This is a genomic window from Longicatena caecimuris, assembly GCF_018406465.1.
Taxonomy (GTDB): Bacteria; Bacillota_I; Bacilli_A; order Erysipelotrichales; family Erysipelotrichaceae; genus Longicatena; species Longicatena caecimuris.
The window spans coordinates 618,920-633,084 of sequence record NZ_AP024510.1; the positions used below are offsets into that span (position 1 = coordinate 618,920).

Annotated in this window: 15 protein-coding genes; 13 read left to right on the top strand and 2 right to left on the bottom strand. The window is 39.3% G+C overall.

Translation table 11 applies throughout. The features are described from left to right. Positions 1-349 precede the first annotated feature (349 nt). The 9 genes from tsaE (at position 350) to KJS44_RS03035 (ending at position 7,457) form a co-directional block, all read left to right on the top strand. Entirely contained in the window at positions 350-796 is a 447-nt protein-coding gene (gene tsaE / locus KJS44_RS02995; RefSeq protein ID WP_008689873.1) for a tRNA (adenosine(37)-N6)-threonylcarbamoyltransferase complex ATPase subunit type 1 TsaE, read from the top strand. Further along, positions 793-1,395, top strand: coding sequence for a tRNA (adenosine(37)-N6)-threonylcarbamoyltransferase complex dimerization subunit type 1 TsaB (gene tsaB / locus KJS44_RS03000; protein WP_008689871.1), 603 nt, complete (start codon positions 793-795; stop codon positions 1,393-1,395). The genes tsaE and tsaB overlap by 4 nt, the downstream gene beginning before the upstream one ends. A gap of 1 nt (position 1,396) precedes the next feature. Next, complete coding sequence (gene rimI, locus KJS44_RS03005; protein WP_017144563.1) at positions 1,397-1,846, top strand: ribosomal protein S18-alanine N-acetyltransferase; 450 nt, start codon at positions 1,397-1,399, stop codon at positions 1,844-1,846. Then, positions 1,843-2,856 (top strand): tRNA (adenosine(37)-N6)-threonylcarbamoyltransferase complex transferase subunit TsaD, encoded by a 1,014-nt coding sequence (gene tsaD, locus KJS44_RS03010; protein WP_008689867.1) that lies wholly within the window; start codon positions 1,843-1,845, stop codon positions 2,854-2,856. The genes rimI and tsaD overlap by 4 nt, the downstream gene beginning before the upstream one ends. A gap of 338 nt (positions 2,857-3,194) precedes the next feature. After that, entirely contained in the window at positions 3,195-3,683 is a 489-nt protein-coding gene (locus tag KJS44_RS03015; protein WP_008689864.1) for an NUDIX hydrolase, read from the top strand. Positions 3,684-3,844: 161 nt separating this feature from the next. Next, entirely contained in the window at positions 3,845-4,366 is a 522-nt protein-coding gene (locus KJS44_RS03020) for an NUDIX hydrolase (RefSeq protein WP_008689862.1), read from the top strand. Positions 4,367-4,508: 142 nt separating this feature from the next. Then, positions 4,509-5,138 (top strand): redox-sensing transcriptional repressor Rex, encoded by a 630-nt coding sequence (locus tag KJS44_RS03025; protein ID WP_008689858.1) that lies wholly within the window; start codon positions 4,509-4,511, stop codon positions 5,136-5,138. Positions 5,139-5,403: 265 nt separating this feature from the next. After that, a complete protein-coding gene (asnS, locus tag KJS44_RS03030; protein ID WP_008689848.1) occupies positions 5,404-6,789 on the top strand; it encodes an asparagine--tRNA ligase in 1,386 nt (461 codons plus the stop codon). Between the two features lie 80 nt (positions 6,790-6,869). Beyond that, positions 6,870-7,457, top strand: a complete 588-nt coding sequence (locus KJS44_RS03035) for a GNAT family N-acetyltransferase (RefSeq protein WP_008689845.1) — start codon at positions 6,870-6,872, stop codon at positions 7,455-7,457. Positions 7,458-7,740: 283 nt separating this feature from the next. On the opposite strand, the gene KJS44_RS03040 is transcribed toward KJS44_RS03035, so the two are convergent. Together KJS44_RS03040 and KJS44_RS03045 are read right to left on the bottom strand one after the other, a co-directional pair. After that, the gene (locus KJS44_RS03040; protein WP_008689843.1) at positions 7,741-8,112 is read right to left on the bottom strand and encodes a hypothetical protein; all 372 of its coding nucleotides are present in this window, start codon (positions 8,110-8,112) and stop codon (positions 7,741-7,743) included. Positions 8,113-8,209: 97 nt separating this feature from the next. Further along, a complete protein-coding gene (locus KJS44_RS03045) occupies positions 8,210-10,129 on the bottom strand; it encodes a BglG family transcription antiterminator (protein ID WP_017144564.1) in 1,920 nt (639 codons plus the stop codon). A gap of 327 nt (positions 10,130-10,456) precedes the next feature. Here KJS44_RS03045 and KJS44_RS03050 point away from each other — a divergent pair, with 327 nt between their 5' ends. From KJS44_RS03050 to KJS44_RS03065, 4 genes are all read left to right on the top strand, one after another. Further along, entirely contained in the window at positions 10,457-10,783 is a 327-nt protein-coding gene (locus tag KJS44_RS03050) for a PTS sugar transporter subunit IIB (RefSeq protein WP_008689839.1), read from the top strand. A gap of 177 nt (positions 10,784-10,960) precedes the next feature. Further along, positions 10,961-12,250, top strand: a complete 1,290-nt coding sequence (locus KJS44_RS03055) for a PTS sugar transporter subunit IIC (RefSeq protein ID WP_008689838.1) — start codon at positions 10,961-10,963, stop codon at positions 12,248-12,250. Positions 12,251-12,265: 15 nt separating this feature from the next. Beyond that, positions 12,266-12,595 carry a PTS lactose/cellobiose transporter subunit IIA gene (locus KJS44_RS03060; protein WP_008689837.1) on the top strand — a complete coding sequence of 110 codons (330 nt, stop codon included), beginning with the start codon at positions 12,266-12,268 and terminating at the stop codon, positions 12,593-12,595. 1 nt (position 12,596) lies between these two features. Next, positions 12,597-14,030 carry a glycoside hydrolase family 1 protein gene (locus KJS44_RS03065; RefSeq protein ID WP_008689836.1) on the top strand — a complete coding sequence of 478 codons (1,434 nt, stop codon included), beginning with the start codon at positions 12,597-12,599 and terminating at the stop codon, positions 14,028-14,030. The last annotated feature ends 135 nt before the right edge of the window (positions 14,031-14,165 follow it).

The following is a 14,165-nucleotide window of genomic DNA, read 5'->3' on the forward strand; positions in this document are numbered from 1 at the left end:
GGCTTCATAGCAAATAGAGTGATTTCTAATAGTTATCTAGTAGTTGCCTAGTACTTACATAGTAGTTTATAAGTAGAAATTGCGTTTTCCGTGCTTTTAAGTTGTTTATTTTCCATAGGGTTCATACACCCTTTTTATTTCCACCCATCTTTTCCGTGTACCACCTGCATCAACAATATAGCTGTATTTGTTTATGATTTTGGAGAAGGAAACTTGAAAGTTGCGGGACTTTTCTATTCTTGTGGCAAAATTCTATAGCTAAGCAGAAAAGATATGCTATAATGATACGGTTGAGAAACCTACAGTATCTATAGAGGATAACTGTAATAAAATAGATGGAGGTAGTAGTATGATAGAAATTACCGTGCATTCATTAGCGGAAACAGCACAGCTTGGTGAAAAAATCGGGCATTTGCTGCATCCTGGTTCATTATTAACATTGAGTGGCGATTTAGGCGCCGGTAAGACAACTTTGACAAAGTCTATTGGTAAGGCGTTGGGTGTGAAGAAGGTCATTAATTCGCCAACGTTTACCATTTTGAAAACATATTATGGAAAAATGCCTTTGTATCATATTGATGCATATCGTTTAGAGGGCATCTCACAGGATCTGGGCTTTGAGGAAATTTTTGAGGATGATGGCGTTTGTGTAGTGGAATGGCCACATTATATTGAGGAACAATTGCCGAAAGAACGTTTGCGTATCGAAATACGTCGCATTGATGAGGAAGTTCGTTTGTTCATCATTGAGGGTATTGGCAAAGCATATGAAGAGATAGAGAGGGCATTAGCATGAAAACATTATGTATGGACAGTGCGCATAAGCATTTGATCTTTGTGTTACTGGAAGATGGTAACGTGGTGGCAAGTCTTGCACAGGAGTGTTGGAAACGACAGAGTGAAACATTATTTCCTGCGCTTATTGCGTTAATGGAGGAAGCGCATTGGAAAGCGGATGATATTGATGAAGTTGTGATAACGGATGGTCCGGGCAGCTATACCGGTGTGCGAATTGCGATGACGGTGGCTAAGGTTTTATGTACTAGAAAACATATTCCTTTATATTGCATCAGTACGTTGCAGCTGTATGCAGGTATGCATCCACATACGTTTGTAATGCTGGATGCGCGCAGTTCACGTGCGTATACGGCGTTATTGGATGAAGGAAAGTTCCTTTTGGATGAGGGTATCATGACGCTGGATGAGGTGAAAGCGTATCTGAAGGACAAGGATGTTCGTGTAGTTGGGGAAACGGAATTGATTGATCTTGCTCACGAAGATGTGGATTTTGTGGAAAATTTCCAGGCATTGCGTCCGTTAGCGCGTCGCATTGACAATGTACATACCTTAACTCCGCGATATTTAAAAGAAAATGATGCGTATTTGGTGAAGTAGTATGCTGCGTAAAATGCAAGTGGAGGATATTGAAGCGGTTGCGGCATTGGATAGTGAATGCTTTCCCTTGCCTTGGCAAGAGGAACAATATCGATATGAATTACATGAGAATCCGTTTGCTCATGTTTATGTGTTAGAAGTAGACGATAGGATCATTGGCTATATTGATTTCTGGATTACGTTTGAAACATGTCAGTTGGCGAAGATTGCTGTTGCACCGGCTTATCGTGGACAGCAGTATGCGCATTTGCTGATGGATGTCATGATTGCAACAGCAAATCAAGAGCAGTGTGAAACTATCTCATTAGAAGTACGCGTTTCAAATGAAGCTGCTCATAAATTGTATGAGCACTATGATTTTATCAAAGTGAATGTCCGTAAAGCTTATTATCAGGATAATGGTGAGGATGCGGATTTTCTGATAAAGGCGTTAGGAGGAAATTGTATATGAAAGACACGTATATATTGGCTATTGAATCAAGTTGTGATGAAACAGCGGTTGCCATCATTAAGAATGCGAAGGAAATCGTGGCAAATGTGGTGGCGACGCAGATTGATGTTCATAAGGATTTTGGCGGTGTGATTCCGGAGGTTGCCAGTCGTATTCATGTGGAAAATATTTCAATGGTTATTGAAGAGGCTTTGAAGAAAGCTAACATGGATGTAGCGGATATGGATGCTATCGCGGTTACACAGGGACCGGGATTGGTTGGTTCTTTGCATGTTGGTGTTCAGGCGGCGAAAACTTTGGCTTGGGCATATGATAAGCCATTAGTTCCCGTACATCATATTGCCGGCCACATTTATGCGAATCAGTTAATTACCGAGCTTGCATTTCCTTTACTTGCTTTAGTTGTATCAGGTGGACATACGGAACTTGTTTATATGAAGGATGAATGGAGCTTTGAAATTTTAGGCACAACGCAAGATGATGCAATTGGTGAAGCCGGTGATAAGGTTGGACGTGTATTAGGCTTACCTTATCCAGGTGGTGTCTATGTGGATAAGATAGCAAAGGATGGCAAAGCTATTTATACATTGGCGAAGCCTAAAACAGAGAATGAATTGGATTTTTCTTTCAGCGGTTTAAAGAGCAGTGTCTTGCAGTTTATTGATCGCTGTAAGCGGAAAAATGAAACATTCCTGCCTGAGGATTTGGCTGCTTCTTATCAGGAAACGGCTTTTGAGGCGTTATTGGAAAGAGCACGGAAAGCTTTGGAGCTGTATCACCCTAAACAAATGTTGTTGGCAGGTGGAGTTGCGGCGAATTCTTGTTTGCGTAAGAAGATCAGTGAGGATATGGCTAAGGCGTATCCAGAGGTTACCTTTATCATACCGCCGTTGTCTTGTTGTACGGATAATGCAGCAATGATCGGTGTTGCAGGTACCATCGCTTATCAGCATGGAGAGCGTGGAGATTTTGCTTTGACTGCAGATCCTGGCATGGAATTGGAAAGATAGGACGCATAGAAGGAAAAGTCTTGAGGAAACGTTTATAAACCGAATATTGGATATACCCCCTGAACTGTGGATAAATCAGTAAAGGGGGTTTTTGTATGGGAAAATCTCTAGTCGCATGGATATTATTTTATGAATTTATCTTGTAATAGTATTTACTAGTTGAACATTCTTTCATATAAAGTAATATAATATATAAGGTATCACATTCTTTTTCAATATATGTGTTTCATATCCATTGTTTTAGAGCAAGCAATGGCATAATGAATAGTATTTTGGATAGACTAGATGAGTTTTTTGATGCTATGGATATTTAACATAGCTAAAAAGGAGATGAGCTTATGGATAATTGTTATGATAGTGAAAAGGGAACCTTTCGGTTACGAGCAGGTGCGATTTTGGTTCGTGATGGCAAAGTGCTGATGATGAAAGGTAGATTAGCGGAAGGTGGTAAAGAAGTTATGTATTCACTGGGAGGTGCCATCATGTTTCAGGAAACTGCAGAAGAGGCAATCATCAGGGAAACAAAGGAAGAAATAGGCTTATCTATTCGTGTTAAACGACTGGTATGCATCCATGAGAATTTTTTTGATGTAGAAGATCTTGGCAATAATCATGAGGTATCCTTTTATTATCTGGTAGAACCTGTGCATGAAGAGGATTTAAAAAAGCCATTTCTTAAAACACCTTTAGAGGAGGCGGTTTGGATACCGATCGATGACTATCAAAGCTATGATGCCTATCCGGCTTTCTTTAAGGATACCTTGAAACAGTTGGATGATGAGCGGATACAAACCATCGTGACAAGGCTTGCGAAAGAATGTGAATGATGAAAAAGGAGAATGTACCGGGTAAGCATTTGTAAAGCACTTGATCAATGATTTAAAGAATAAAAAGATATAATTAAAAACATGAAAAGCACGTGATGAGCAAGCGCATAATCAATCACGCAGCCAATAAAGCAATCACAGAAGGTTAGGAGGAAAGAATCATGGAATACTGGGATATCTATACACAAGATGGCATTTGTACTGGACGCAGGGTAAAGCGTGGAGATGCGATGGCAATAGGAGATTACCATTTGGTCATTCATCTGTTGATTCTTGGTAAAGATGGTCGTCTGTTGTTACAAAAACGTTCAGATCAAAAAGAAAGCTTTCCCGGCTATTGGGATTTTGGCATAGGCGGAAGTGCTGTTAGTGGAGAAAATGCCCGGCAATGTGCACAGCGCGAGTTGCAGGAAGAATTAGGCATTTATATGGATTTTCAACAACGTAAGCCGGTTTTGCGCAGCTATGGACAACATTCCTTAGTAGATTTCTTTACCATTGATTATGCCGGAGGATTAGCAGATCTGACATTGCAAAAGGAGGAGGTCAGTGGTGTTTGTTGGGCAGATTTAGAAACTGTGCATCTGATGTGCAAACAGGGAATCTTCATCCCATATCAGCCACATTTGCTTGCTTTATTGTTAGACATGCATAAGCAGCAAGGCTTGCATTGTTCATCATAATATATCGGAAAGCTAAGTTTTCTTGCTTCTTTTTATTAGCACTATGAGATACGTATGACAGTACGTACAAGCCGTAAAAGTTCAAAATGACAAATTCTTCACAATTAAAAAAATTTGTGGTATACTAACAGAGGTGATGAACATGACAGAGAAAAATGTGCCAAAGGCTACGTTGCAGCGCTATCCGGTGTATCTGAAAGCACTGCGGAAACTGAAAAGCTCAGGAGTGGAAAGGATCATGTCCAAAGAGCTTGCCAGTGTTGTGAATATTGAACCAACGACGATTCGCCGAGATTTTTCCTTTTTGGGAAATCTGGGGAAACAAGGGTATGGTTATGATGTCAATAAACTGATTGAAATATTCAACCAGCAGCTTGGCATGGATTTCGATGAGAAGATCATTTTGGTGGGGGCAGGTAATATGGGCCGCGCTTTGATGAAGTATAATAAATGGGATTATGTTGTAGGTGAGATTGCCTGTGCATTTGATATTAATCCTGATCGCCAGGGTGTGCGTTTCGGTATTCCGGTATATGATATCAGTGAGCTGGAACAACGCATTCCGGATGGCTGCCGTATCGCCATCTTAGCCATCAGTGAAAATATTCAGCAGACGGTAGATCGTTTAATTGCCTGTGGCATCACAGGTTTGGTCGATTTTACCCATGTGCATATACAAATTCCAAAAGGGGTTGTATTAAAGAGCGTAGATGTGGTATCATCTATACAGGAACTTGTTTTTGAAACAAACAGTTTAAATGTAGAACGTTGAAACAGGACGATGCCTGCTAACGATGCATAGCGAATCCGGGATGGTGGAAGCCGGAGGCATACGAGCAAGCGGAGAACACCTGTGGAGTTGAATCGGAGAATAGAGTAGACGATTCCGCGAAAGGATGGCGTTAAGATCCGATAAGCAAGATGTCTGTCAGCAGAGGTATTTCTGACAGGAATCAGGATGGCACCGCGTAACTAACTTACGTTCCTGAAAGGGAACGTTTTTTTTGTTCCCTTAATGAATAAAAGGAGGAAATGAAATGTTTGAATTTATGACCATTCGCGAACTATATGAAATCGTATTAAGCGCATCTCATGTAGAACTAGACAGCTTGGAATATGTACAGCTGCAAGGTTGGATACGTACAAATCGCTGCAGCGGTAAATTAGGCTTTATCGAATTAAATGATGGTACGTATTTCCGCAATGCACAATTAGTTTATATGCAGGAATTGAAAAACTTCGCGGAAGTAGAGAAATATCCTACCGGCGCAGCTATTACCGTAACCGGGAAATTAAAATTAACACCAGATGGTAAACAGCCATTTGAAATTGTAGTAACAGAGGCTGTTTTGGAAGGTGATTGTGATCGTGATTATCCATTGCAGAAGAAACGTCACAGCTTTGAGTATATGCGTGAGATACCACACTTGCGTCCTCGTGCGAATTCCTTCTATGCCATTTTCCGTCTGCGTTCTGTATTGTCCATGGCCATCCATGAGTTCTTCCAGAACCAGGGCTTTGTCTATGTACATACGCCAGTCATTACCGGCAATGATGCAGAAGGTGCGGGAGAAACCTTTACAGTTACCACACGTGAAGATCAAAAGTATGAAGAAGATTTCTTTGGGAAACACGCTTCTTTAACGGTATCCGGACAATTGCATGTAGAATCCTTTGCGATGGCTTTTCGAGATGTGTATACCTTTGGACCAACTTTCCGTGCCGAAAACTCAAATACGACACGTCATGCCAGTGAATTCTGGATGATTGAACCGGAAATTGCCTTTGCGGACTTAGAGGATGATATGGATCTTATTGAAGATATGGTGAAATATTGTATTGATTATGTCTTGGAAAATGCACCGGAAGAAATGAAATTCTTTAACAGCATGATTGATAAGGAATGCATTGAACGTATCACCAAGGTACGTAACAGTGAATTTAAGCGTATGACTTATACGGAGGCGATTGAGCTTTTAAAGAAAGCCGATGTGAAGTTTGAAAATAACAAAATCGAATGGGGCATGGATCTGCAGAGTGAGCATGAACGCTACTTATGTGAGAAAGTAGTCAATGGCCCGGTCTTCTTGATTGATTATCCAAAGGATATCAAAGCCTTCTATATGCGTGTCAATGAAGATAATAAGACGGTTGCGGCATGTGATTTGTTAGTGCCAGGCGTTGGCGAATTGGTTGGCGGAAGTCAGCGTGAAGAGCGTTATGATGTGCTAGAAGCGCGTATGAAAGAAATGGGTATGGAAACTGACAGCTTACAATGGTATATGGACTTGCGTCGTTATGGCGGTTGTAAACATGCCGGCTTTGGCTTAGGCTTTGACCGTATGCTGATGTATTTAACAGGCATGCAGAATATTCGTGATGTTGAGCCATTCCCACGTACACCAAGAAATTTGATTTTCTAATCGTAGAATAGACTTTCACAGGGTATGTGAAGGTCTTCTTTTACAATAGATGATACAAAGGGGTAAGAAAGGAACAGAATATGATACGTTTAGCAACAAAACAGGATGCCGCAAGCATATTAGCAATTTATGCTGAATATGTATTGCATGATAGTGCAACTTTTGAATATGAAGTGCCTTCCCTTACGGAATTTGAACAACGTATGGAAGTGATACAACAGGTATATCCATATCTGGTCTATGAAGAGGAAGGAAATATTTTAGGCTATGCTTATGCGCATCGTTATAAGGAGCGTGCGGCTTATCAATGGGATGTGGAATTAAGCGTATATGTCAATAAGGATGTTCATGGAAAAGGTATTGGCAGTATGCTGTATAAAGTATTATTTATTTTATTAAAGAAACAGCAGGTACATCATGCATATGCCTGTATCACTTCTCCCAATCCGAAAAGTGAGCGTATGCATGAGCGGTTAGGATTTCAATTAGTGGCTAGATTTCCTCATACCGGCTATAAATTTGACAAGTGGTTGGATGTTGTTTGGATGGATAAAGAATTACTTTCACCAGGTGTACCTCAACCAATCGTGCCATTGGCATCCTTCATTGAACAATTGCCAAAGAATCTAAGCGAACTTTTAAACAAAGACAATGAGCCTATAAAATAAATCATAAAAAGAGCAGCTTGCATGGAATGATTTCTAATGTGACCTCCAAAAGTTAGACTTAAAATCTAACGAATGAAGGTTGCATCCTTCCTGTAGCTGCTTTTTATCTGTTTGGGGTTTTGTGCCTTTCCTTTTTAAAAGGTGATTCTTTCATGGGGTTTCCAATATGTTAGCCCAATTTGTCAAAAGTTATTCTTTCATGAGTTTTTTAATAGGTTAGTCCAGCTTTTTAAAGGTATCCTTTCTTCGCGTTACCAATACGTTTATCCAATTTCTTTAAAAATTATTCTTTGATAGGCTTTCCGATATGCTTGTCCAATCGCCATTGCGGCGCACTGCCATCATCTGCCCAATATTCATCCAAAGAAATAATTTTATCCTGTTGTAGCTTCAGAAAGGAAACAACATGATAGGAAGCAGTTTGATCTTTTGGATAAACAAGTGTAACACTAATGATCAAATCATCAAGTAACTCTACTCTTTCTACGACCCCATCCCAATCTCCCGGATATTCGCAATTCGCAATAATATATTCATCAAGCGTAAATAGTTCATTGGTACAATGCCAACAAATCCTCGCATCCTGATGAAAATAGTTTCTGATTTCCTGCTCATCCTGTTTTAGGACGGCTTTCCAAAATTCATAGATGTTCATAAGATAACTCCTTTATCAATTATATAGATATAGTATGACATCAGAAAAGCGATAACACAAGGGTAACAAACGATTGTTAGAATAGCAACTGCTTTTTCTATTCACTGACCTCATTCATATAAGCAGTTAACTTGCGAATGAATGTTTGATAATCTTGACAGTTGATGAGATCTTTTAAAAAAGCCGGTTCACTAAGAATCTCAATCAACTGATCAAAGATCTGGGCAAATATTTGTCTGCTGTCATCATGTACGCCTAGTAAGGTGACAATATGCACCTCATGCACTCCCCATTGCATACCATCTGGACAAAGGACGACACTTATAAAGCTTTTTTTAGCGTTATCACCAAGTGAATGAGGAACGGCAGCGTCCTCAAAGGCGGTGCTTGACATATGCTCACGAGCAAAGACATCCTGTGTAAAGGAAGCTTCGGCATAATCCAGTGCAATCGCATCGTTACAAAGCTTTTGAATGAGCTGGGTACGATCTAAGTGAACATCCGTATAAAATAAGCGAGGATCAAATAAATCAAATAGAAAATCTTTCAGCTTCTGTTTGTTTTTTTCGGATAACATCTTAGAAATGGTAGTTTCCAATAAGGCCATATCTTTATTTGTAAGAAATGGATGAATTAACACATATGGCTGAGGAAATCTTGCCTCTACTGTTGAAATAATCAAATCTGCATGCAGCATGTTGGGCTGATAGGAAGGCATAGAAACGGCATATTTTATCGTTATCTTATCTTCAAAATGACGGCTGATCTTCTCTAAGGTATGTTGATGAATGCTGTAATAATCGGCATATAAAAAGAGAATCGTTAACTTGTTTTTTGATTGCACATTGTTTTCAAAGTAACTGCCGATGTGAAAAGAAATAAAGGTAATTTCATCCTCATTCAACACTACATCATAATTTTCTTTAAACTGTTGGGCAATATAAACGGCAATATCATAAATCAAGGGATACGTTGCCTTGATCTTAGCGGTCAATGGATTTTTGGCATAATAGTTATGTGCAACACGATTAAACAGATTCTTAACATGGATGGTGAATTTCGCAATAAATTCTTCATCAAAGGCATCCAGTAAATAGCGCTCTTCAACATTGTGAATCACGGCATGGGCGATATCAATATATTTCTGTTCAATAAAAGATGAAATATTAGAGCCATTAATAAAAGAATAATCAATCATCGTTGTATTGTTCGAGATAATAAGCGTCAAATTATAAACTTCAGCATCATTCATATGGATTTGATAGTTTTTCTCAATATACTGTTTTATTTCCTGTGCCACAAGATATTGTTGTGAATCAAGAAACGGTGTGAAATCGACTTGATCATTTAACTCACAGGCATTACGGATACGATCAATCATGACAATAAGATGCAATGCCGTATTATTTAGTGTATAATCATTCGCAAATACATTATTGCGTGAAAAAATATCGGCAAGATTTTTACGGAAATCCCAAAAATGATAATGATAAGTCAATAAACGCACTTCATCTTTTAAGACAAAATTATCATACGTATCACTGGAAATTAAGCGGCTCATTAATCGCCGTTTATCTTTTTCACTGCCTTCTAAATATAACAAATCATGATCTCTGCGTATGGTTACATTACAGCTAGAAACAATCTTACGGATACTGCGAATATCATTTTCAATCGTAGACTCACTTACAAATAATTCATCCGCTAGATCAAATAGATCAATACCATCTTGTGAAGAAATAAGTTTTTGAATGATCAGATTTTGCCGTGTTTGCGGGGTTTCCACATTTTGACTTCCTTTTTCCCGATAAGCTAAATATTGCTGAGCACTGTTTAATCGATACCCTTTATTTGATGATATTACTAAAGGACTTGTTTCATTCTCATTTAGTGAACTGACATATTTACGTATCTGACGTGTGGAAACATGAAGCAGTGAAGATAGCTCACCGGCAGCTACCCAATGTTCATAATGGTGCCAGAGATAGTCTAACAAGATTGAGATATTATCCTTCATATGTCTATTCACTCTCCTATGCAAGGCCCCCAGATACTCTTCATCATTATATATGTACACGATAAGTATAAAGTATAAGTAATCTTTGCTCAAATTAAAAAAGTTCCTACTGCACGGAACTTTTCTGATTTGTCTTGTTATACTGTGTTCGCTATACTGAGGGTGTGATAAGGAAAGGAGGACAGTTATGTGATTGGCAAATATGAAAAAGAGATATATCGTCGCTGAATATGACTTCAGACAAGTACGGGAATACTTTGATACATCTCTCTTATATCATAACACCAATCCAGATAAAAATCATTCATAATTATAAAGGAGAAGATCATGAAGAACATTTTATTAGTTTGTGGCACCGGTGCGAGCAGCGGTTTCATGGCCAAAAACATTCGCCAGGCAGCGAAAGCTCGCAATATTGAAATTGGCGTAAAAGCTAGAAGTGACTCTGTTGTAGAGGATTATATTGAAGATATTGATCTATTGTTGGTAGGACCACATCTTAGCTACATGCTGCATGATTTAGAGGATATTGCAGATCCATTTGGTGTTCCTGTTCAGATTATCCCCAAAGATGCATATGGGGAATTGGATGGCGATGCCGTTCTTGATTTTGCTTTACCTTTTCTAAAAGATGAGAAAACGCATGAACGTTAATGGTAGAATGCTTGCTTAATAAACGATGGTATCGTAGGAATGTTTATGAGCAGATACGTTAGAAATAATTCCCTGATGAACTATATACATTGGATAAGATTGCCATAGCATGTTAAATTAAGCAAGCGGTTATTTTGTAAAAGGTGATTAAGAAATAGAATCACGAGGAGAAAACATATGAAAAAATTCATGGATTGGATGACAGATAAATTCGCACCGAGAATGAATAAGCTCGCAAGAAATCCGTGGATTGCCTCTGTCCAGGAGGCTATCCTGACTGCGATGCCTATGATTTTTATTGGTTCATTTACGACCGTATTGACCGCTTTTGGCGGCTTGATTGAAGGATTTCCGGATTTTAGCCCACTTTCTACTTTTTCCCTGGGCTTATTATCCTTATACTTAGCATATTTAGTACCATATCTGCTGATGGAAAAGAAACGCCATAATAAAACGAAAAAAGAAGCAGGATTGGCTGGTATCGGATTCTTTTTGATGTTAGTATCTCCAACCTTTGATGAGGCAGGAAATATTTTGTTTCAAAGTTCTACTTTAGGAAATGGCGGTATGATTGCAGCATTGATTGCCGGCTTGTTTGTCGGTTTTGTGATGAATGCTTTTTCTACTCATTCCTTCTTTAAGGAAGACAGCGCTATTCCAGATTTTATCACCGTATGGTTTGATACATTAATTCCGATACTGATGATTTTATTTGTTGGCTGGCTCTTTACTTTCCAGCTCCATATCAGTATCTTTGATTGCATTTATACATTATTCTCACCAATCTTAAAAGCCGGTGACAGTTTCCTTGGTTTTGTAGTCTTATACTTTGTTGGATATACCTTCTTATACACGTTTGGTATTTCTACCTGGGTCATTTATCCGATTGAGTCGGCATTGATCCTGCAAGGAATTGCGGCGAATCAGGCAGCGGTAGCAGCCGGAAATGCTGCCAGTGTTATCAATGCGGATGGAGTATCTTATTATTTTACGCTTGGTGGAGGCGGCTGTACCTTGGCTTTAGGTCTTATGATGTTGTTTATGGCAAAATCGAAAAAGTGTAAGGTCATCGGAAAAGCCAGTCTGGTACCAAACTTATGTAACATCAATGAACCATTGGTATTTGGTGCACCAATCGCCTTTAACCCGATTCTGATGGTACCGATGTGGATCATTGGTTTACTAGCACCGGCCTTGACCTGGTTTGCCTTATATTTTGATTTATTGCCTAAAGTAACGACTTTATTCTCCTTCTGGTATTTGCCTGGACCTATTTGTTCCTATGCTGTAGGAGGTATGGTTGGATTGATCTTTACCTTATTTATTTTCGTCTTATCCTGGATCATCTATTATCCATTCTTTAAGGTATACGATAAGCAATGTGTACAGAAAGAAGCAGAGGATGAAGCACAAAAAGCAAAATTAGCAGCACGTAAAAACGCAAGACAGGAAACAAACAATGCATAAGAAGGAAGGTTTATTATGGATAAAACAACGATTGAACAATTAAATAGTGCTGCGATGCAGATCATTCTGCATGCCGGTGATTGTCGGAATTTGCTCAATGAAGCAATCAATGATCTGTTAGATGATAAAAGTGAAGAAGAAGTAAAAGACAAGATCACGCAGGCAAAGAAAGAAATCACGAAAGCACATGTTATTCAAACGGATATGATACAAAGCTCAATCAATGAAGAAGAGCTGCAGACAACCTTATTATTCACCCATGCACAGGATACGCTGATGACTATCAACAGTGAAGTAAATCTGGTACAAAGCATGATTCGTCTGTATCGTAAGTTGGAGAAATAAGATGAAACGTAAAATTACAGGATTTCCGAAAGACTTTTTATGGGGTGGTGCCATTGCGGCCAATCAAGCAGAAGGCGCTTGGAACATTGATGGGAAAGGACCCTCTATGGCGGATATTGAAATCCTTCCAGAGCAGTATGATCGCCATAAGGTAGTCGGATTTGCTCATACTGCCAAACAGATAGAAGAAGCATTAGCGGATACCAAAGGCTATTATCCACGCCGGCATGGCATTGACTTTTATCATACGTATAAAGAAGATCTGGCATTGATGAAAGAAATGGGGTTTACCTGTTTTCGAACATCCTTTAACTGGACACGCATCTTTCCACACGGAGATGAAGAACAGCCAAATGAAGAAGGTTTAAAGTTTTATGATGATTTGCTGGATGAGATGCTGAAAAATGGTATAGAACCAATCATGACGGTTTCACATTATGAAATGCCTATTCATCTGATTACCAAGTATAAGGGTTGGTATGCCCCTGAAATGATTGATTTCTTTGTGAAATATTGTAACGTGCTATTTGAACGCTATCATAATAAAGTACGTTATTGGATCCTATTGAACCAGATCAACTCTTTACAGGGCTGGGGAGAGTTTGCCAGTTTGGGAATGGTGCAGGATGGTTATGAAGATTGGGAAAGTGCCAAATATCAGGCAACGCACCATCAGTTTGTGGCATGTGCTAAAGCCACACAACTTGCCCACGCCCTTGATCCTTCCTTGCAGATTGGAATGATGTTGGGGGATGATGCCTTATATCCGGCAAGCTGTAAACCAGAGGATGTCTTTGCCAACACCCAGCAGATGCAGATGAGTTTATACTTTTATTCCGATGTCTTATTACGCGGAGAATATCCGGGTTATGCGTTGCGCTATTTTTACGATCATGATATCCATGTGATGATCAAAGAAGAGGAAGAACAGCTGTTAAAAGAGAATACCGCAGATTTTCTATCATTTTCGTATTACTTTACCCGCATCACCAAGGCCAAAGATCCTACCCATCCTAAAGAGAACCCCTACTTAGAAAAATCTATCTGGGGCTGGGCAGTGGATCCATTAGGATTTCGCAACTCATTAAATTTGTATTGGGATCGTTATCAAATACCAATTTTTATCGCTGAAAATGGACTGGGTGCATTAGATGAGGTCGTTGATGGAAAGGTTCATGATCCTTATCGTATCGCCTATTTACAGGCACATATTGCGGCGATGAAAGAAGCCATTAAGGATGGCGTACAGGTGTTTGGCTATGCATCTTGGGGACCTATTGACATCATCAGTTGTTCGCAAGGGGAAATGAGTAAACGCTATGGATACATTTATGTCGATTTGGATGATCGTGGACATGGCAGTGGGAAACGACTGCGTAAAGATTCTTTCTATTGGTATCAACATGTCATAATGACAAATGGAGAAGATTTGTAAAGAAAGGGACGCATACAATCGTCCCTTTGCTTCAACATGAACATAGTATGAACAATATGTGACAAGGAGCTAGCTATTAAGAAGTCAAGCCTTTTTGAAAAAGATTAAAAAAGCATGACAAAAACAAGTGCTGGT